We start from the raw sequence: 20635 nt of genomic DNA, 5'->3' as shown, positions 1-20635 counted from the left end.
GATGAATTCGCTCACACTGTGACTTGGTTGAAATGTAGCTAGCCGAGCCATCAGTTTTTTGGGAGATCACAACGAAATAGTGTAATTCACCACTAATAATAATATACTGTCTTTTTATACAGTTTTCGTAAGCACGTAAAGAGCAAAGGCAGGTAATGCGAAAAATTATCCACGTCGACATGGATTGTTTTTACGCCGCAGTTGAAATGCGCGACAACCCAGCCTTGCGCGATATTCCCATTGCGATAGGCGGCAGTGCCGACCGTCGAGGGGTTATTTCTACCTGTAACTATCCCGCCCGTAAATTTGGTGTGCGCTCAGCTATGGCTACAGCGTATGCTTTAAAGTTATGCCCAAACTTGACCCTCGTAAAAGGGCGCATGGATGTGTACGCTGCCGAGTCGCAAAAAATACGTAAGATATTTGCTGATTATACCGACCTCATTGAGCCTTTATCATTAGATGAAGCCTACCTAGACGTGACTAACAGTGAATTTTGCGGTGGCAGCGCCACGTTAATTGCCGAAGAAATACGCGAGCGCATTAAAAATGAACTTGGGCTTACAGCTTCAGCAGGTGTTGCGCCTTGTAAGTTTGTGGCTAAAGTGGCGAGCGATGAAAATAAGCCCGATGGAATTTGTGTTATTACTCCTGATAAGCTCGATGAGTTTGTACGCGAAATGCCACTAAAGAAAATACCGGGCGTAGGCAAAGTCACCATGCAAAAGCTTCAGCGTATGGGGCTTAATACCTGCGACGATGTTCGCCAATACCCTTTTGAGCGCATTCAAAAAGAGCTGGGTAAATTTGGCAGTGTGCTGTGGGAGCGTGCTCACGGTATTGATGAACGTGAACTATCGGTATCTCGTGAGCGAAAGTCTATCGGCGTAGAGCGCACGCTAAGCGAAGACATTCACACCTTCGAGCAATGCATAGATTTTTTGCCACATTTATTCGAAAAGCTTCAAGAGCGAATGGAAAATCACAAGAAGCGAACGGGTAAGCCTGTACGTATTCGCACGCAGGGCGTTAAGCTTAAGTTTAACGACTTCCAACTAACCACGGTAGAACACCGCTGTGCCACGCTTGATGAGGCGTATTTTCGCACGTTAATGCAGGAAGCCTTCGAACGAGCAACAGGGCGGGGTATTCGTCTTGTTGGCGTTCACATAGGCCTTGCTGCCGACCAATCAACACAGCAATTGGTGTTACCTTTTGAACCGATTTAGCCAATAAGCTCACTTGTTAAGTACTAACATGCAGTAGCCTCAATCTAACCACTTGTTATACTTAACGCACTGATACTATGCGATAGGTCGACGCTTTTTTATTACTCGATTAAAGGCCAATCCCACAGAGTTTAGTTTCTAAGACCATTTAATCTTTGGCAAATGTAAGCTATTGGCTAACCCTTACTATTTTTTTCCACTTTAATGAAGGACGTTATGGACTCGAAAGAACTTAAAACCCCAGGTCGCTACAAGCATTACAAAGGTAATTTATACGATGTATACGAAGTGGCGACGCATTCAGAAGATGAAAGTAAGCTAGTGGTATACCGCCCATGCTACGGCGAAAAAGCGCTTTGGGTTCGTCCACTAGATATGTTTGTTGAGTCGGTTGAAAAAGACGGAGAAACACTTCCCCGTTTTGCTTATGTTGGCAATATTCCAGATGATGAAAAAATGATCTAATTGTGAAATTAGGTCATAGTGTAAGAGGTCTTTAATAAACAGGCTTCTTACAAGGAAATAATAATGAAAACTGCACCTCGTTTTAGCGCACACATTTTGGCTGCGTTTATTGCTGCGAGCCCTTTGGTTTATTCAACGATTAATCCCGCAAATGCACAAGATAGATTTGCCGATGTCGAAGTTAAAGCGACAGCGATAAAAGGCTCAGTGCACATGCTTACAGGTGCAGGTGGAAATATCGGCGTATCTGCTGGGGAAGACGGTGTTTTGATCATCGACGATCAATTTGCGCCGCTTGCAGAAAAGATAGCGGCCCAGCTTGGTGAGCTCGGGAGTGACAAGCCAAAGTATGTGATAAACACGCACTATCACGGCGATCACACAGGCTCTAATGCGTTTTTCCACAGCCATAAAGGCGCGACCATTCTGGCGCACGAAAATGTGCGTGTTCGCCTAGCTAACGATGAAAAGATAAAACCGGAAGCGCTGCCAACTATCACCTATGAAGACGGCATAAAAATTTACTTCAATGGTGAAACCCTTCACGTGATGCACTTAGCGGTAGGCCACACCGACGGCGATAGCGTAGTGTGGTTCGAGCAACCCAACGTTATGCACACCGGCGACTTGTTCTTTAATGGTCGCTTTCCCTACATCGACCAAGGTGCTGGCGGTAATGTGGAAGGCTATATGGACTCAGTAAAACAGCTGCTTGCTAAAATAGACGATGAAACCGTTATTATTCCTGGCCACGGCGACATCAGTAACAAGCAAGAATACAGCGCATTTTTAGCTATGATCTCTGAAACGTTCAGCTACGTTAAGGCACTTAAGCAAGACGGCAAAACCCTCGATGAAGTTAAAGCGATGGGCTTAGACGATAAGTGGGCCGACTGGAGCTGGAATTTCATCAATGAAGAGAAGTGGATAACTACACTCTATACTGATGCCTAAATAGTAATGGTTACACTTTAATATCGAGCGAGTGTGCAGGGGAGTTTTCTTTACGCCCCTGCAATTTCGTTAAAATGGCACTATCACTGGGTTTTTGAGGACTAACTTCAAAGGCAATAGGTTAGGAAACGCAGGTTTACGAGCACCAAGTCTAGGGGCTAAAGCTGCCAAACGTCTACTAAGCGGTTTCTCGTATTTTAAGCTCAAAGGGTAGAACTTGGCTCGCTTGTTCAACGTCTTCGCCCTCTATTAGCGATATCAATGATTCAGCTGCCATTTCTGCCATCTTACGGCGCGGGACTGATACGGTAGTTAGGGCAGGGTAAATTGAGCGCGCAAAACTCAAGTCGTTGAAACCGCAGATATCGATATCCTTACCAGGCTTGATACCTCGTCTATTACATTCCATCACCGCGCCAGCAGCAAGCTCGTCACTCACAAAAAATAGCGCATCAGTATCCGGCCATTTATGCAGTGTTTCTGAAAGAAGCTCAGCACCAGCTTGAAATGTGGCGTCGGCTCTAGAGGAAACATATCGCTCGGCGGACAACTCAGCATTGTCCAGTGCGGTTGCCCAGCCCTGCTTTCTCAATATTGCACGCCAATCTAAATACAATGAGCAAAAAGCAATGTTGCGGCGCCCTTTGTCGATAAGATGCTGGGTCATAGACTGGGCTGCTAATTCGTTATTTACCCCGTAGTTAATATCAAAAGGCTCACTAGAAATATCCATAATTTCGGCCACAGGCGTCCCTGTGGCTAGCAGCATTTTTCTCGTTTCTTCAGTGTGGCGCGTGGAAGTAAGAATGAATCCACTCACGTTTTGTTGAATGTAAGATTCGACAGTACGCTCCTCGCCAAGCTCGGTATAGGTCGAGTCGCCAATCATCAGTGCATAATTGGCTTTGTCGGCAACGGCCTTCACGCCTAACATCACATCGTTAAACACATTGTTTCCAAAAGACGGAAGCAATAACGCGATGGTTCTATTATTGTCTGAGCATAATGACTGGGCGGCGCGGTTCGGAATATAGTTTAGCTCTCGCGCTGCATTTTTGATCTTAAGGGCGAGTGATTTAGAAATGCCACTAGAATTATTAAGCGCACGAGATACGGTAGTTTTGTGAACCCCCAAATGATTGGCTACGTCTGATATTTTTGTGCGTGACTTTTTTACCTTACTCATTCTTCGATCTTTTTATGTGCTGCTAGGTCCGCTAATCCGCGCGGAAGTGAGTGTTAATGTCGTGATGTTTAATTCGATATCAAAGGGCGTATAAAGTCTTCCGCCAGCTGAGAAACACACTCGAAAGTTTGTGTAACATCAATAATGAATGCGTTGTCTTTAGAAGGCAGCTCTAAGGCTGCAAACTGGCTTTCGAGCATAGCATCACCGTTAAAAAAATGCTCCCGTTGTTTTAATCGCGCACTAAGCACAGACTGTGACGCATGAAGGTAAATAAAGTGGCAGTGAGGCGCGATATCTTTGGTTAGCACGTCACGATAGGCTGAGCGCAGCGCTGAACAGCTTATAACCACGTTCCGGCCGGCGTGAATGTGTTGCTTGGCAATCATGTTTAACGTAATTAACCACTCCCATCTGTCTGCATCCTGCAGTGGTATACCTGAAGACATTTTCTCTACGTTTGCCTCGCTATGGTAACGATCTCCTTCTTCGAAAGGCATGTCAAAACGTTGGGCTAAATGCTGGCTCAAAGTCGATTTTCCAGTCCCTGAAACTCCCGAAACGAAAAATACATGGCAATGGGTCATAAGCTTATCTCTCACATTAAAGTTCAGGAGTACATCAAGAGCGAGTTATTTGGTCTCCATCTTACTCATAAATATTAGTTTGGAAACCGGTTGCGTTCAAGGGGTGATTATAATAGTGTTACCAGATAGCTATCTTGTATTAATAAATTTTTAACATTGACTGGGTTTTTTAACTTAGCTTGTAAAGGTAGCGGGTGATTTCCGTATTATGGCTTCGTCAACATGAAGACAGTGTCACTAACAGGTACCAGAGAGCACGTATGACCGATACTTTTTCCCTTCTTTTTGTCGCCATTTGTAGCATTGTGCTTCTCACATATTTAGTTGTAGTTAGAAAAGTTCATGCTTTTATCGCTATCCTTGTGGCAGCAGCGTTTGTTGGCCTGGGTACGGGAATGCAAGCGGCCGACGTACTGGCTTCCATGCAGTCAGGCATGGGCAACACGCTGGGATTTGTAGCGACCATTGTTGGCCTTGGTGCTATGTTCGGGCAATTCTTAGAAGAATCCGGTGGCATTGATAGGCTTTCGCAAACTATCAACAATAAATTTGGTGATAAGAATAGTCAGTGGGCGGTTGTGTTAACGGGGTTTCTTGTTGCTATACCTGTCTTCTTTGAAGTGGGGCTTATCATATTAATGCCTCTTATTTATTCGTTAGCAAAGAAATCAGGAAAGTCGCTTATTTATTACGGAATCCCGCTCACAGCAGGACTCGCTGTCACTCACGCTTTTATTCCTCCAACACCAGGACCTGTAGCGGTAGCTTCAATTTTAGGGGCGGATATCGGCTTAGTCATTTTGTTCGGCTTTATCGTTGGTATTCCTTGCGCCTGTTTAGCCGGCCCAATTTACGCAACATTTTTAGCGAAACGCCTGCACGTACCTGTCCCAAACCATATCATTGAAGCTTCACATAAAAAGCCAATGGAACTCCCCAGCTTTGGTTCAGTTGCGGCGCTACTGACATTTCCGCTAGTGGCTATTCTGGTGGGTACGTTGGCAAAGTTTACGCTTTCCGAAGGTGTCTTGAAGGAGGCGTTGCTATTTATTGGGCATCCCTTTATCGCCCTGACCATTGCAACCATTGCTTGTTTTAAAGTGCTAGGGAAGAAGCAAGGCTTATCAAGCGAACAAATTAGAAACATTGCATCAAGAGGGTTAGAACCGGTTGCCCTAGTCATACTGGTGACAGGCGCGGGTGGCATGTTTAAACAAGTGCTCATCGATTCTGGGGCGGGGCAGGCCTTCGCCGATGTTGTCGCATTATCGCCGCTCCCACCATTGGCAGCCGGATTTCTTATCGCAATTTCAGTCAGAATTATTCAGGGCTCGGCTACGGTGGCCATGTTAACGGCTGCTGGTTTAATGGGTCCTGTAGTGCAGGAACTGGCGTTTTCACCATCAGTACTCGCCCTGATGACAATTGCTATAGCGGCAGGCGCTACGGCCATGTCTCACGTGAACGATACGGGGTTTTGGATCGTAAACCGTTATTTTGATATTTCTGTGAAAGACACGTTTGTGTCTTGGACGTGTATGGCAACCCTAATAGGTTTTATTGGGCTTTTTCTCGTACTAATGCTTGGTTTATTTGTCTAATGTCCCAAGCGGCTCAGACCCACTTGAATCGTTTTTGTGGAAACCGGTTTCAAGTTTTTGCAGCTCAAATGGCTTTAAGATTCACCATTTGAGGCATTATTACTAAACGTCTGTATATAAAGCTGCTCTACTTTATCTCGCGCCCATTGGGTTTTTCTAAGAAACTTAAGTGACGATTTAATCGAAGGATCGTTATTAAAGCAGTTCACTTTGATGCGGTAATACAATCCATCCCATCCGTAACGCTCGTGAAGTTGCGTGACGATTTTCTCTAGCGTTAAGCCATGTAAGGGATTATTAGGTTGTTGATTCATAAAGTGCCGCTGCTTGTTCTAGATTAAGACCCTATTCTAGCACGAACCCACTTGCTGCGTATCAATGCGCTAGGCTTTACTTTCAATTGTTTCACCCGTAGGTATTTGTTTTGTGTTCGGTATCAAAGGTTGGCTAGCATCGTTCACTTTCGTCGATGGACTTCGCACTACTCTAGGCTTTCGCGGTGTTTTATAAAGCGGCCAAATAAGCTGTTCTTTCCAGTTGGCGTAAAACATCCCCTCAATACCGTATTGCGCAGGATACTGCCTGGTGATCTTAGCGGTACCAAATAGCACATCCCAGAAGAACAACAGATTTCCATAATTACCTTTGTAGTTGGTCACGCCGTCATCGGCTTTTAATCCATGATGCGCACTATGTGTAGAAGGCGTTGATATCGTGCGCTCAATTACCCAGGCTACAGGATGTAACCACCGAATACTGTACAGTGTTTTGTCCCATTTCCACTCTGCGTGGGCGCCGGTGATAACGGTAAGTTTAACCACCAAGTAAAAGGCATAGGTCCAACCCAATCCTAGGTAGATTAGCGCGCCGGAAAACCATAGCGAAGGCATAAACAGGTAATAGAAAAAGTTATTTCTGTAAATAATGCGAACGCTCATGTACTTAGCGTTATGGTGGGCTCTATGTAAGTTGTAAAGAAATCGGGTGGAATGTGAGAGCCTATGCCACCAATATTGCATCATGTCATCGAAAATCAAAAGTAGCGCTATGTGCAAGAGAATAGGGGAATCTACAAGTATTCCCTGATATTGGGGAAATGCTAGTGCCATCATTGTTGCAGAACAAAATAGAACCAGTGGCTGGGTTACAATAAATAAGAGTAACGTACCTATCAGCTCTACTTTTCCATCATCGCTTACTTCTGTCGCTTTTTTAAATAGCTTACCATTCTTCGCTTCCAGCAAAGCAAACGTGATAAAAACCGCTAAAATTGCCCATTGATAACCCATTGTAATGACTCCCGCCAAGAGATTGTTGAGAGTGAATTTACATTGCGTTAACATGTAAGAATATATACTTGTATAGATTTAAGTGCCATGTCTTACATCCACGGCAAACAGCAAACCATTATGCCTGACGAATACGTCGAGCTTTGTTTGCCTTTTGGAACGCTAAGAACCTATGCGGCTACCTCGACAATTCACGATAGGGGAAGTAAAAACAAAGGGCTGTCTGTTGTGGTATCAGGAGAAGTAAAGGTTGGTAATTATGGCCTGGACGGCAGTTATCAAATTACTACTGTATTGCAACGAGGAGATACGTTTGGCGAGTTCACATTGTATGCATCACTTGCAAGAACGCATCACGCTGAAGCGCTAACGGAATGTAAGGTATTACAAATACCTGAACCTGCTTTTCGTTCTCTGACAAGCCAACATCCAGCGATTGCTGAATTCATCACCCGGTCACTGGCAATAAAGCTTCACTCGGCGCTGGAAAGGTTGGATGATATTCGACGCTTACCCACTCACGTCCAGTTAGCTAAGCTAATTTATCAATCGTATCTTACCTCTAAGCACGTCTTTATACCGTTAAGGCAAAGCGATTATGCTGAAAGATTGGGCGTTACCGTACTTACCGCACATAAATCATTAACGAGGCTGTATGATTTAAAGTTGATTGAAAAGCGCTACGGGGGCGTGGCAATTACCCAGGTCGAGCGACTGGAAGGTTTTTTGAAAGAAAGTTCGTCACTATTACCATTGTAAGAGTGGTTAATGTCCTCCACATGCGAGAGCGCCAAAAGACCCTCCCTCAAATTTATTCCACGCCCATGGCAACTCATGCATCAAGTATTACGCTGGCTTTAGCCCGCCTAAAATAATGTGCTGAATGTTGCTTAGCGTGCTCTCGAAGAAAGCGGGATCGCTTAAATCTTTACCGGTTACGGCTTTGATCTGCACGCTGAAATCGGCGTAATGCTGAGTAATGGCCCAAATGCTGAATATCAAGTGTATAGGGTCAACAGGCTTTAGCTTACCCGCTTCAATCCATTCGATAATGACGGCGCTTTTCGCGTCCAGCAGTGTTTTGAGCGGCGTTTCTAATTCCTTTATTAAAAGAGGGGCACCTTGTACCACTTCCATACAAAAAAGCTTAGATTCAGCTGGATTGTCCCTCGACATTTCAAGTTTTACTTTAATGTAGTCGCTCAGGGTTTCTATAGGGTCTTGTTCTGCTGAAAAGCTCTGAAGGGGCGTTAACCACACATCTAAAAGGTGGGTAATAACCGATAAGTACAAACCCTCTTTACTTTTAAAGTAATACAGTAAATTACTTTTTGAGACATTCGCTAGTTCCGATACTTGCTCTACAGTGGTGCCACTCACGCCGTTCTTTGAGAACAAGGAAAGGGCAGCATCCATAATGCGAGTACGCTTTTCTAATAACGCTTTTTCTCTTCGCTTTTGCGTGGTCGGGCTAAATGCTCTCGCTGATTTCGTAATTGTTTGACCTTCAGATTTACTCACTACTTGTCTCTTCTTTACCGGAATTTCCGTGATCAGGCGCTTAGTTTACGTGGAGTTTTCGTCGCTATAAACCCATTTGCACAAATATGCACCAATTAAGTTCAATTGCACTGGACTTGGTGTTCCAAATTGAACCATTAAGTCCAATTTGGGTTGTCGAATTTTGTAAATGACTGAATTTTATGGGTTAAATAAATTGGCCTGCTTTATGCTGTTCACTAAGTATACCGCCACTTCAATGTTTTGAATTCGGCAACCTTAAAAAAAGCGGGATAAACCGCTTAAAACGCATACAAGCAGAGGTACAACATGGATATAGGTGTATTTATTCCGATTGGGAACAACGGCTGGCTAATTTCGAAAAATTCGCCTCAGTTCAAACCTTCCTTCGATCTCAACAAAGAGATTGTAATGAAGGCTGAAAAGTACGATATGGATTTTGCGCTCTCTATGATCAAGCTACGAGGGTTTGGCGGTGAAACCGAATTTTGGGACTACAACTTAGAGTCGTTTACGTTAATGGCAGGCCTTGCTGCTGTTACCTCAAAAATTCAACTATATGCCACGGCTGCCACACTAGTCTTGCCGCCTGCAATCATGGCGCGCATGGCCAGTACCATCGACTCTATCTCCAACGGACGTTTTGGCGTAAACCTAGTCACTGGCTGGCAACGCCCTGAATACTCGCAAATGGGTATGTGGCCAGGCGATGAATTTTTCGGTAACCGCTATGAGTATTTGGATGAATACATTCAGGTAGTCAAAGAATTATGGGAAACCGGAAAAAGCGATTTTAAAGGCGAGCATTTCCAAATGGATGATTGCCGAATGTTGCCCAAGCCACAGCGAAAAATTCCACTTATCTGTGCCGGTCAAAGCGCAGCAGGCATGGATTTCTCTGCCCGTCATGCCGACTATAATTTCTGCTTTGGTAAAGGCGTAAATACACCTACCGCTTTTGCACCAACCGCAGCGCGCTTAACTGAAGCGGCTGAAAAACACGGTCGCAGCGTAGGTTCAGCGGTACTTATCATGGTTATTGCCGATGAGACGGATGAAGCCGCCATGGCGAAATGGGAAAGCTATAAAGACGGCAAAGATCAGTCAGCGTTGGACTGGATGGCAACGCAAGGAGCTGCTGATAAGAAATCGGGTAAAGACACGAATATCCGCGATATGACCAACCCAACCTCAGCAGTAAACCTGAACATGGGGACGCTGGTGGGTTCCTATGAGTCGGTGGCCTCTATGCTTGATGAAATAGCCACAGTGCCGGGCTGTGAAGGTGTATTGCTGACCTTCGATGACTTCCTTAAAGGCATGGATGATTTCGGCACTAAAATTCAGCCGCTAATGAAATCCCGTCAGCATTTGCTTAGCACATCGGGAGCCGCCTAATGTCAGCAGGTGAAATATTTGAGGTCTCAGGGTGCTTTCAAGCGCGCCAGACGGGGCAGCCCGTACTGCCAGCTAAGCCTGAAGCGTTGACGTTAAACCCTGCGGAAACTGCCGTTATTGTGGTGGATTTGCAAAACGCTTATGCCAGTAAAAACGGCTACTTAGACAAGGCGGGTTTTGATGTGTCCACTACGGCGCCAGTCATTGAAAACACCACTAAAGTGCTTGAAACAGCGCGGGCTGCAGGCATGCCTGTGGTGTTCTTACAAAATGGATGGGATGCCGACTACAAGGAGGCCGGCGGCCCCGGTTCGCCGAACTGGTATAAGTCTAATGCCCTTAAAACCATGCGCAAACAACCAGAGCTTAAGGGAAGTTTGCTGGCCAAGGGTACTTGGGATTACGCGCTTGTAGATGCGCTAAAGCCTCAAGATGGCGACATCATTATTCCTAAAACCCGTTACAGCGGTTTTTACAATACTAATTTAGACAGCATGCTGCGCGCACGCGGTATTCGCAACTTAGTGTTTACAGGCATTGCAACCAATGTCTGTGTGGAATCTACGCTGCGCGATGGCTTCCACCTGGAATATTTTGGTGTGGTGCTGGCCGATGCGGCATATCAAGCTGGCCCGCCAGACATTCACGAGGCCTCACTTTTCAACATTCAGACGTTTTTCGGGTGGGTGTCTACCACCGCGCAGTTCTGTGAAGTATTTGAAGGAGCGAGTTAGATACTTTTTTCTTAGCATCTACTAGCCACGCAGACAGAAACAACACGATAAATCAGTTAGCACGACTTGAAGTAAATCATTTATAGGCGCTAGGCAGCAATGCATAGAAAGCGCAACGGAAAGGATAAGAACATGCCAAAGAAAGCCATTATTCCAGCAGGTACATCAACGCCAATAGCTCCTTTTGTTCCAGGCTCTATGGCTGACAATATTTTATATGTGTCAGGTACCTTACCGTTTGACGAAAACAACGACGTAGTCCACGTCGGCGACGCCGAAGCACAAACGCGCCACGTTCTAGAAACCATTAAAAGTGTCATCGAAGAAGCGGGCGGCACTATGGATGACGTCACCTTCAACTCAATTTTTATTACCGATTGGGATGACTACGCCGCGGTAAACAAGGTGTACGCCGAATACTTTCCAGGTGAAAAGCCAGCGCGCTACTGCATTAAGGTTGGGCTGGTAAAGCCTGAAGCCTTAATTGAAATTGCGTCTGTAGCACACATTGGGTAGGTGATTATGTTTGGACTTCCCGCGAACTGCGCCCACTGGTTTTATATAGGTGAGCTTTATGCATTCTGATGTGCAGGCAAGTTACGCCCACATTAGCGGCGAAATGAACGGCGAAATGCGTAACAAGTTACATTACGAAATACACGGTCTGACGTCGCCCGACGCCCCCACGATTGTGTTTAGTTCGGGGCTAGGCGGGGCAGCTAAATTTTGGCAGCCGCAACTGGGCGACTTTGCCCAAGACTACAGAGTGATCACTTATGATCAACGTGGCACCAACAAAAGTGTGGGTGACTTGCCAGCGAATTACAGCATTTCAAATATGACGTATGAACTCGCTGCACTTCTTAGAAAACTTGAAGTGCAAGCGTGCCATTTCGTCGGTCACGCGCTGGGTGGTTTGGTGGGGCTTGAGCTTGCTTTGTCTAAACCTAAGCTTTTACAAAGTTTAGTGCTGGTAAATGCGTGGAGCAGTCCAAATCCGCACACATTGCGCTGCTTTAATATACGCAAAGCGTTATTGGCGGCAGGCAGAAAGGACATGTATTTGCAACTTCAGGCGCTGCTGCTGTTTCCGCCTGATTGGATAGCCGCGAATGCCGCCCACTTGGCAGAGGAAGAGGCGCACTTACTCAACCATTTCCCTAACGAGGAAAACCTGCTCGCCCGCATTGGTGCCCTTAGTACGTTCAATATTGATAAGAGGTTGCACGCCATCACCACACCAACGTTAGCGCTTGCCAACAAAGATGACACTTTGGTGCCGTGGCAGCGTTCACAGATGTTGGCTGAAGCTATGCCCAACGCAGAATTGTCGGTCATGGAGTACGGCGGGCATGCATCAAGCATTACAAACCCAATTGCGTTTAATGAACTGCTTCGCGGCTATTTAGGGCAAGTGACCTAACGTGAACATGACACTGCATCAGGCTTTGGGGTGTTTTTCAGCTAAAAAGGCGAAAACTTTCTAAGCAAGCTGCAAGTACAGCGTCAACGCGAAAGCAGTTAAAAATGGGCTAAGCGCAAAAATCGAGAACATAGCGCAGTGCTTAAAAGATTTGATAAAACTGGAATGAATTTAAAATGACTGATACACAAAATGCAGAGTTGAAAGTAACTAGCCCGCTTGACGAGGCTGGACTAGCCCAACTCTTTACCGATGCGCATACCCACACCAAGTGGCACGACAACCCTATTTCAGAAGCCGTGTTGAAACAGCTGTACGATTTAGTAAAAGTAGGCTCGACATCGGCGAATTGTAGCCCAGCGCGATTTGTTTTTATTACCTCAGATGAAGGGAGAGAAAAGCTCAAACCTTGCCTTTCAAGCGGTAATGTTGAGCAAACCATGACCGCACCCTGTACGGTTATAGTGGCCTACGACGAAGAGTTCTACGAAGAGCTTCCTGCGTTATTCCCTTATGCAGATGCGAAAAGCTGGTTTACTTCAAGTCCAGAAGCGGCCTATGAGACCGCCATGCGCAATAGCTCTATGCAAGGGGCTTACTTAATAAGCGCCGTTCGCGCCCTAGGCCTTGACGCTGGCGCCATGTCTGGTTTCAACCCCACATTACTTAACGAAACTTTCTTTTCAGATAGCACGTGGAAGGTGAATTTCTTACTGAACATTGGCTACGGCGATAAAGAGAAAGTACATAAACGCTTACCTCGCTTAAGTTTTGAGCAAGCCTGCCACATCGTGTAACGCCAACTTAAAGGATATTTGTATGACTATTACAGCAATAAAAAACGCAGTAACAGAAGTGCTTCCCCCGGTAACTCCCGAAGCTTATCGAGAAGGTATGTCGAGTTTAGCGGCAGCGGTAAACGTCGTTACAACCATTGGCCCAGAAGGGCGTGCAGGCTTTACGGCGACCGCCGTATGTAGCGTAAGTGATAACCCTGCAACCTTATTGGTTTGTTTAAATCGCGGTGCATCTGTACATCAGGTATTTAAAAACAGCACGCATTTGGTTATCAACACCCTTACTTCACAGCATCAGTTAATTTCAAACACATTCGGTGGTAAAGCGCCCATGAACGAACGCTTTGAAATTGGTGATTGGGTTGAATCGACGACTGGCTGCCCAAGGCTTGCCGATGCTGCAGTAAGCTTCGATTGCATTATTACAGACGTTAAAAGTGTGGCCACTCACGACGTTATTTTTTGCCAGGTGGTGGATATCAAGCAAGACCCAGAAGCCGACGCGCTTTTATATTATCAGCGCGGCTATCACAGCGCATGTAAAGACGCATAACTAAAGGATTAGACAAATAATGAAAGTAGTAGGCCACTTTATTAACGGTGAAACCTGTACCCCAAAGGGGCGCATGCAAGATGTTTATAACCCTGCAACGGGGGAAGCAGAGAAGCTGGTTTTACTGGCGTCAAAAGCGACGGTAAACGATGCTATCGTCAGCGCGCAAAATGCGTTTGTTGAGTGGCGCAATACGCCAGTGAGTAAGCGCGCTCGCGTTATGTTCAAATTTAAAAGCTTACTTGAAGAGCATGCCGATGAAATTATTGCGTTAATTGGTGCGGAGCACGGCAAGATAAGCCACGACGCGGCAGGCGAATTACAGCGCGGTATCGAAAATGTTGAGTTTGCCTGTGGTGCACCCCAGTTGTTAAAGGGCGAGCACAGTAAAAATGTTGGGCCAAGCATAGACTCTTGGAGCGAGTTTCAGCCTCTTGGCGTGGTGGCGGGAATTACACCATTTAACTTTCCGGCCATGGTGCCCCTTTGGATGTTTCCGCTTGCCATTGTATGCGGCAACACCTTTGTTTTAAAACCCTCTGAGCGAGATCCAAGCTGCGCTATTTTCCTAGCAAAGCTACTTAAAGAAGCAGGGCTACCCGACGGCGTTTTTAACGTTATAAATGGCAACAAAGAAGCGGTTGATCAAATACTAGATGACGAGCGCATTAAAGCAGTGAGTTTTGTGGGTTCAACGCCCATCGCCGAATACATCTATTCGAAAGCCAATGCTAATGGCAAGCGCTGCCAAGCATTAGGTGGCGCTAAAAACCACGCTATTGTGATGCCCGATGCCGACATCGACAACGCAGTGAATCAGCTTTTAGGTGCTGCTTTTGGCTCGTCAGGCGAGCGCTGCATGGCGTTGTCTGTCGTGGTTGCCGTAGGCGACAAAGTGGCGGATGAAATTGTAGATAAAATGCAATCAGCCATGGAAAGCTTAAAAGTAGGGGCTTTTGACGATGCGACTAACGATTTCGGACCGCTTATTACACTTCAGCACAAAGAGAAAGTAGAAGGCTACATAACCAGTGCGGCTGAGCAAGGGGCTGATGTAGTCGTTGATGGCAGAAACCCTAGCGTAAAAGGCTACGAGACGGGGTTCTTCTTAGGTGCAACACTTATCGACAAGGTTACGCCGGAAATGGCCAGCTACAAAGCTGAGATTTTTGGCCCTGTACTACAAGTTATGCGCGTTAAGAGCATGGAACAAGCTATGCAGCTCATTGACAGCCATGAATACGGCAATGGTACGTGTATTTTCACCCGAGATGGCGAGGCTGCCCGCTACTTCTCAGACAATATCCAAGTGGGCATGGTAGGCATAAACGTACCGCTGCCAGTGCCCGTGTCTTATCACAGCTTTGGTGGTTGGAAGCGCTCACTCTTTGGTGACCTTCACGCATACGGCCCGGATGGCGTTCGCTTTTACACCAAACGCAAAACCATTACTCAACGTTGGCCTTCAAGCGGCATTCGAGAAGGAGTGAGCTTTTCATTTCCAAGTTAATGTCATGGCGTACTGACCTTGATTAACCATAAATGACCATAAAAACTTTGCCCACGCACGGTAACTATTAAGCCTGTATGGCAAATAGTTGCTCGCAGCAGGTAAAAGAACAGAGATTTAGGCTCAGCCATGAGCCATCAATAATAACAATTTAAAACCGCAAGCCTTTGGCAGTTCCTCTCCAGTCCTGCCTTAGGTTTGCACCCCAGTGGCAATCGATATGCAGTTCACGTCGACCGTTACTCTTATAAAAATATCGGGACAACACCGCCGCAAGGCTTGTTAAAAAGAACTATAAACGAGAGTAAAACATGCATACGTTAAACACACACAAGCGTCTGCTGGCGTTAACCGTAGCTATGGCGTTAAGTACGCCAGCGGCCTTTGCTGCAGAGAATGTTTGGGAAAGTATTGAAGTTACCGCGCAAAAGCGCAACGAGAATATAAGCGATGTAGGGATCGCTATTACTGCGTTTTCTGGTGAACAATTAGAGGCACTTGGCCTTGAAAGCAGTACTGAGCTTATCGCGTTTACCCCTGGCGTATCGTTGGCCGGTGATATCGGTGGTCAGCGTGCTATTTTCAATATTCGAGGCGTGGTGCAAAATGATTACGCTGACTTGGCGGAAGCGCCGGTGGCCGTATACGTTGACGGTGGCTATTTAGCCAGTACCCAAGCACAAACCTTTGGTTTATTCGATGTGGCTCGCATCGAAATTCTCAAAGGCCCACAGGGAACACTATTCGGAAGAAATGCCACAGGCGGACTGGTTAATACGATCACCGCCAAGCCCACTGCAGATACAGAAGGCTACGCGGAATTTACTGCCGCACGTTTCGAACAATACCGCTTCGAAGGGGCGATATCAGGCGAAATAGCAGACGGCATTTATGGTCGCTTTTCTGGGTTTACTAATCAGCAAGGTGAGATACTAGAGAATATTTATGAAGACGGTGCTGCACCCGATACCCGTTTAGGCTCTGTGGGAGGCGGTGAAGATGGGTACAACGATGATACTAAAGCGTTTCGTGCCCAGTTGCTGTTTGACATTGGCGAAGAAGGCTCGCTGCTACTAAGCGGTAACTGGTCAGATACAACCAAAAGTGAAGGCCCGTATCAGGTGGTGAACACCACCGAGATAAAAGATGCCGACGGCAATGTGATTGACGTTATTTATGCTGCTGACGACCCGCTTGGCTGTGACACTATTCAAGCGGGCGTGTGCGTAGACGGCAACTTCAATGGCGATCCTTTCCGTCCCGTTCAAGGCGGCGATTTCAATGGTAACTTCGACCCTGATGGTTCGGGCAATAAAGTAAATAAAGACTTTGCCTTTGACGATCAAAACAAAATCAAATCAAAAGGCCTCGCGGCAACATTAGATTATGCATTTGAAAGCTTCGATTTCTTCGCCATGTCTGATTACAAAGAGTTTAAACGTACCGTTGGCCTCGACTCCGACCAAACAGCGTCACCCGAACTCATTTTTCAATCTAACAGCACCATAGAACAGTTCAGCCAAGAGTTTCGATTCTCAGGTGAATCCGCAGACTTAAAGTGGGTTGGGGGGCTTTATTATCTGTCTATCGATACGGATTATAGCCAAGGCTTGGCGGGTTCACCCACCACCTTTTTCTTAGGCGGTGAAGAAAATAACACCTTGGTGTCTCTTGAAACCGAGTCTTATTCTGTATTTGGGCAAATAGACTATAGCCTGAGTGACGATCTTGTTCTGGTTGGTGGGTTGCGTTACACCCGTGAAGACAAAGACTTTGTGGGTAATGTGTATCAAAACGAGAATACTAACGACCGCGTCATTGAAATTGATACCATTACGACGTCTTTAGAAACTTTGGTCGATTCTAACGATCAAAACCTGTGGTCGGCCAAGCTACAGCTGGAATACAGTGTGGGTAATAGTTTGTACTATGCAGGCATCAATCGGGGCGTAAAAGCGGGGAGTTTCAATGCCCCGCTTCAAGGAGGTTTCAGCTTATACGAACCTGAAGAACTTACCGCGTATGAAGCGGGTTTAAAGCACAGTTTTATGCAGGGAAGCGGCGTTTTTAATGCCAATGTTTTTTATTATGACTACAGCGATTACCAGTCGTTTTCGTGGGTGAATAATGCGGGGATGGTGTCAAACGAAGAAGCCTCATTTAGCGGCGTTGAATTAGAAGTGTTCTTAACCCCGACAGACAGCTTAGATGTTATGGTTAACTTTTCATATACCGATGCAGTGGTTGAAGACTTAGAAGTGGCTTCTGGGTACTTTGCTGATACAACGCCGCCATTCACCCCAGAGTATCAAGTATCTGCCATGCTTCGCTATAACTGGGACGCCTTCGACGGCAATATGGCAGCCCAACTGTCAGCCAATTATCAGTCGGAAACCTTTCACAATGCGCGGAATTTTACAGCTCATGAAATTGATAGCTATGCCACGGCTGATACTCGTTTAACCTGGGTAGACGCTGAGGACAAATGGCTAATAGCGGCTTATGTAGATAACCTGTTTGACTCAGACCACGAACTTATTGGCTTTGACGTAACTGGTTTTTATGGAACCAGCCAGATTTCCTATGCGAAGCCTAGGACGTATGGCGTAACGGTAAGACGTAATTTCTAATTAGCGTAGTTGCGCTTTGTTTAACAAAATAAAGCGTATCACCTACTTCTAAAAAGAAACGTGCGTCGCTAACCTAAATACCGACGTAGCAAAACGGTATTTAGGTTTTGCGTTAACAAAGCGCGCGAAGCGGCAGTATTTTTGCTTTTCTTTTTTGCCAAGGCCTTTTGACCTTTGTTGTACACCAAAGATCAGCAGGCCCCAATAAAGGTTAGCAGCGAGCCTCTAATCTAATCGTTACGCCGTTGAGAGCGCTGATGCATTTTTTAACCTACCGCTTTGCCGAGCATGACGCTGTGTAAAAAGAAGCAACAAGTAATAGCAAACCCAATAAGGAAATAGATCGTGGATAACACCAACAATCAGACCATGACAAAACCTTCCCATTACGATGGCGATTTATGGAATGAAGATTTAGCGCCAACCAACGCGGAAACCAGAACCTGGGTGTGGAAAGACTATGCGGCATTATGGGTTGCGATGGTGGTTTGTGTACCTACTTACCTCTTATCTGCCGGCCTGGTATCAGAAGGCATGAATTGGTATCAAGCGGTTATCACCGTACTGTTGGGCAACATCATCGTGCTTGTACCTATGATGCTAATTGGTCATGCAGGTGCAAAATACGGCTTACCTTTTCCCGTATTATTACGTAGCGCATTTGGCACCAAAGGCGCGAAAATTCCTGCTTTGGCCCGTGGGCTTGTTGCATGTGGCTGGTTTGGAATTAACACATGGGTTGGCGGCAGTGCTATTTACGTTATTTTAAATAGCGTGAGCGGCGACGCATTTGTGGGGCAGGCACTACCATTTTTAGGTATCGATATCACACAAACTCTGTGCTTCTTCGCTTTCTGGGCGATGCACTTGGTTTTTATAAAACACGGTACCGAATCTATTCGTTGGCTTGAAACTTTTGCTGCACCATTTTTGATCTTAATGGGCTTAGCGCTTCTTGGTTGGGCATACGTTAATGCTGGTGGGTTTGGCGAAATGTTGTCAACGCCGTCTCAGTTTGTTGAAGGTGGAGCCAAAGAAGGGCAGTTTTGGACAGCCTTCTTCGCGGGCTTAACCTCTATGGTGGGCTTCTGGGCAACCATGGCGTTGAACATTCCCGATTTCACGCGTTTTGCAAAATCACAAAAAGACCAAATGTTAGGCCAAGCTATTGGCTTGCCGTTACCCATGGCGCTGTTTGCCTTTATCGGTGTAGCGGTAACGTCAGCAACGGTCACCATTTATGGTGAGGCCATATGGGACCCTGTTGCACTAGCCGGTCGAATGGGAGGCATGGGTGTAGTGCTGGCACTTGCTGCATTAGCACTCGCAACGTTAACCACAAATCTAGCCGCTAACATGGTAGCCCCAGCTTATGGCTTTTCGAATATGGCGCCTTCGAAAATAAGCTTCAAAATGGGCGGCTATATAACCGCTGGTATCGGCGTCGCTATTTTCCCCTGGAAGCTGCTTGAAACCGCGGGTGGCTATTTATTTACGTGGCTTACGGGATATTCTGCGCTACTTGGCCCTATCGCGGGTATTCTAATTGCCGACTATTTTATCTTAAGAAAATCGACCTTAAACATAGATGCGCTATTTCAACACGCTGGCGAATATGGCGCGAACAACGGTTGGAACATGGCGGGGGTGACTGCGCTTGTTATTGGTATTTTGCCTAATATTCCTGGCTTTATGCACGCGGCAGGGTTTGTAGAAAGCGTGCCAGCCGTTTTCGATACGCTTTACGCCTACGCATGGTTTGTAGGGTTAATCATCGCCAGCATGGTTTATCTGCTGCTCTCCAACAGAGCACCCGTCACCATGCAGGCAAAAAGCGCCTCCCAATAATGGGGTCAGAGTACATTTCTGAGTAGTAAACTAACGGGGTCAGAGTAATTTTCTGTGTAGTAGACTAATGGGGTCGGAGTACTTTTCTACAAAATGTACTCCGACCCCCCAAATATACTTCGACAGGGTTATTTTCGCTTCATATTTTCAAAAAGCGAGGGTTCCCAAGGCCGCATCGCCATTAAAAGACCAATGTGCTGGCGTTCTTCAATTGGTAGGGCATTATCTTCACTGCTGAGTTTTGCTGCTTCTTGTCGCAGTTGTTCAAGACGGCGCTGAATAATGGAAACCGAGGTCTGAGAATAGCGGCCGCGTAAATAGAAACGAAACATCCATGGCTCGTTCTTCTTTGGTGCCATAAACTTCACCATTACTTCCTGCTCCATAAATTTTTCTAGCGGACCACCAGGGATCCAGCGAAAGTTTTGCGCAATGAGCAGCTTGTAGCGGTTGTTCGGTAACAGCTCTATAAGCTTAAGTTTATCTAAGGTTGTCATTAGCTTGATGCCCTCTACCTCAGAAATATCGTAGTGCTTGATGATTTCCGAGAATCGCCAGCCATCGCGCACGCAAACTGCTGCGAGCAGTAGTTTGGGATTGGCAAGTAGCTCCATTTCTTGCTTCTCAGACAGCTGTGATATTTTTTCCTGCTGCTTTTGCGACAGGCTAAAAAGGTCGCTTAATGACAAATTTAGACATTCACAAATCTGTTCCAGTTTATCGAGGCTAAAAGCCTGTAAAGAGAAATTTCGTTTTACGCTGGCCTCGCTTACGTTCAGTTTCTGTGCGATCTGTTTGTAGGTAAATCGCTGCTCTCGTAAACATTGTTTAAGCGTGTCGTAAACAAGGTTAATTTGGCTCATGGTATTAAATATTTATACTTGTGGTGTAATTTAATACTACATCAGCG

20 protein-coding genes are annotated in these 20635 nt (G+C 46.0%); 14 read left to right on the top strand and 6 right to left on the bottom strand.

All coding sequences use genetic code 11. From position 1 onward, the window contains the following. Nucleotides 1-155: 155 nt before the first annotated feature. The 3 genes from dinB (at nt 156) to MASE_RS16145 (ending at nt 2648) form a co-directional block, all read left to right on the top strand. Nucleotides 156-1229 carry a DNA polymerase IV gene (gene dinB, locus MASE_RS16155; RefSeq protein WP_014950790.1) on the top strand — a complete coding sequence of 358 codons (1074 nt, stop codon included), beginning with the start codon at nt 156-158 and terminating at the stop codon, nt 1227-1229. A 216-nt stretch (nt 1230-1445) separates the two neighbouring features. Beyond that, a complete protein-coding gene (locus MASE_RS16150; protein WP_014950789.1) occupies nt 1446-1694 on the top strand; it encodes a DUF1653 domain-containing protein in 249 nt (82 codons plus the stop codon). A gap of 63 nt (nt 1695-1757) precedes the next feature. Continuing rightward, entirely contained in the window at nt 1758-2648 is an 891-nt protein-coding gene (locus MASE_RS16145) for an MBL fold metallo-hydrolase (protein WP_014950788.1), read from the top strand. 178 nt (nt 2649-2826) lie between these two features. Here MASE_RS16145 and MASE_RS16140 read toward each other — a convergent pair whose 3' ends face one another. Both MASE_RS16140 and MASE_RS16135 read right to left on the bottom strand, forming a co-directional pair. After that, entirely contained in the window at nt 2827-3834 is a 1008-nt protein-coding gene (locus tag MASE_RS16140; RefSeq protein WP_014950787.1) for a LacI family DNA-binding transcriptional regulator, read from the bottom strand. A gap of 68 nt (nt 3835-3902) precedes the next feature. Then, nucleotides 3903-4421: a gluconokinase gene (locus MASE_RS16135; RefSeq protein WP_080589189.1), complete on the bottom strand. Its 519-nt coding sequence runs from the start codon at nt 4419-4421 to the stop codon at nt 3903-3905. Nucleotides 4422-4681: 260 nt separating this feature from the next. On the opposite strand from MASE_RS16135, the gene MASE_RS16130 reads away from it, so the two are divergent. Beyond that, on the top strand, nt 4682-6022 hold the full coding sequence (locus tag MASE_RS16130) for a GntP family permease (RefSeq protein ID WP_014950785.1): 1341 nt from the start codon (nt 4682-4684) through the stop codon (nt 6020-6022). A gap of 74 nt (nt 6023-6096) precedes the next feature. Here the strand turns inward: MASE_RS16130 and MASE_RS16125 are convergent, their stop codons facing one another. Continuing rightward, entirely contained in the window at nt 6097-6336 is a 240-nt protein-coding gene (locus MASE_RS16125) for a VF530 family protein (protein WP_014950784.1), read from the bottom strand. 69 nt (nt 6337-6405) lie between these two features. Further along, entirely contained in the window at nt 6406-7311 is a 906-nt protein-coding gene (locus tag MASE_RS16120) for a sterol desaturase family protein (protein ID WP_014950783.1), read from the bottom strand. A gap of 87 nt (nt 7312-7398) precedes the next feature. On the opposite strand from MASE_RS16120, the gene MASE_RS16115 reads away from it, so the two are divergent. Further along, on the top strand, nt 7399-8070 hold the full coding sequence (locus MASE_RS16115) for a Crp/Fnr family transcriptional regulator (protein ID WP_014950782.1): 672 nt from the start codon (nt 7399-7401) through the stop codon (nt 8068-8070). 87 nt (nt 8071-8157) lie between these two features. On the opposite strand, the gene rutR is transcribed toward MASE_RS16115, so the two are convergent. After that, nucleotides 8158-8832, bottom strand: a complete 675-nt coding sequence (gene rutR / locus MASE_RS16110; RefSeq protein WP_014950781.1) for an HTH-type transcriptional regulator RutR — start codon at nt 8830-8832, stop codon at nt 8158-8160. Nucleotides 8833-9141: 309 nt separating this feature from the next. Between rutR and rutA the strand changes: the two genes are divergently transcribed. The 9 genes from rutA (at nt 9142) to MASE_RS16065 (ending at nt 19725) form a co-directional block, all read left to right on the top strand. Then, a complete protein-coding gene (rutA, locus tag MASE_RS16105) occupies nt 9142-10230 on the top strand; it encodes a pyrimidine utilization protein A (RefSeq protein ID WP_014950780.1) in 1089 nt (362 codons plus the stop codon). Next, complete coding sequence (gene rutB, locus MASE_RS16100; protein WP_014950779.1) at nt 10230-10964, top strand: pyrimidine utilization protein B; 735 nt, start codon at nt 10230-10232, stop codon at nt 10962-10964. Before rutA ends, rutB begins: the two co-directional genes overlap by 1 nt. Before the next feature lie 132 nt (nt 10965-11096). After that, nucleotides 11097-11480 carry a pyrimidine utilization protein C gene (gene rutC / locus MASE_RS16095; RefSeq protein WP_014950778.1) on the top strand — a complete coding sequence of 128 codons (384 nt, stop codon included), beginning with the start codon at nt 11097-11099 and terminating at the stop codon, nt 11478-11480. 58 nt (nt 11481-11538) lie between these two features. Next, nucleotides 11539-12387 carry a pyrimidine utilization protein D gene (gene rutD, locus MASE_RS16090; RefSeq protein ID WP_014950777.1) on the top strand — a complete coding sequence of 283 codons (849 nt, stop codon included), beginning with the start codon at nt 11539-11541 and terminating at the stop codon, nt 12385-12387. A gap of 176 nt (nt 12388-12563) precedes the next feature. After that, nucleotides 12564-13184 (top strand): malonic semialdehyde reductase, encoded by a 621-nt coding sequence (locus MASE_RS16085; protein WP_014950776.1) that lies wholly within the window; start codon nt 12564-12566, stop codon nt 13182-13184. Between the two features lie 22 nt (nt 13185-13206). Continuing rightward, entirely contained in the window at nt 13207-13737 is a 531-nt protein-coding gene (locus MASE_RS16080; RefSeq protein ID WP_014950775.1) for a flavin reductase, read from the top strand. Between the two features lie 19 nt (nt 13738-13756). Then, nucleotides 13757-15247, top strand: coding sequence for a CoA-acylating methylmalonate-semialdehyde dehydrogenase (locus MASE_RS16075; protein WP_014950774.1), 1491 nt, complete (start codon nt 13757-13759; stop codon nt 15245-15247). A gap of 311 nt (nt 15248-15558) precedes the next feature. Continuing rightward, nucleotides 15559-17877, top strand: a complete 2319-nt coding sequence (locus tag MASE_RS16070; RefSeq protein ID WP_014950773.1) for a TonB-dependent receptor — start codon at nt 15559-15561, stop codon at nt 17875-17877. Between the two features lie 345 nt (nt 17878-18222). Next, nucleotides 18223-19725, top strand: coding sequence for an NCS1 family nucleobase:cation symporter-1 (locus MASE_RS16065; RefSeq protein ID WP_014950772.1), 1503 nt, complete (start codon nt 18223-18225; stop codon nt 19723-19725). 128 nt (nt 19726-19853) lie between these two features. Here MASE_RS16065 and MASE_RS16060 read toward each other — a convergent pair whose 3' ends face one another. Next, on the bottom strand, nt 19854-20588 hold the full coding sequence (locus MASE_RS16060) for a helix-turn-helix domain-containing protein (RefSeq protein WP_014950771.1): 735 nt from the start codon (nt 20586-20588) through the stop codon (nt 19854-19856). Nucleotides 20589-20635 lie beyond the last annotated feature (47 nt).

This window comes from Alteromonas macleodii ATCC 27126, assembly GCF_000172635.2.
Taxonomy (GTDB): domain Bacteria; phylum Pseudomonadota; class Gammaproteobacteria; order Enterobacterales; family Alteromonadaceae; genus Alteromonas; species Alteromonas macleodii.
The sequence above is the reverse complement of the archived record's forward strand: the minus strand, read 5'-3'. Positions and strand labels throughout refer to the sequence as shown.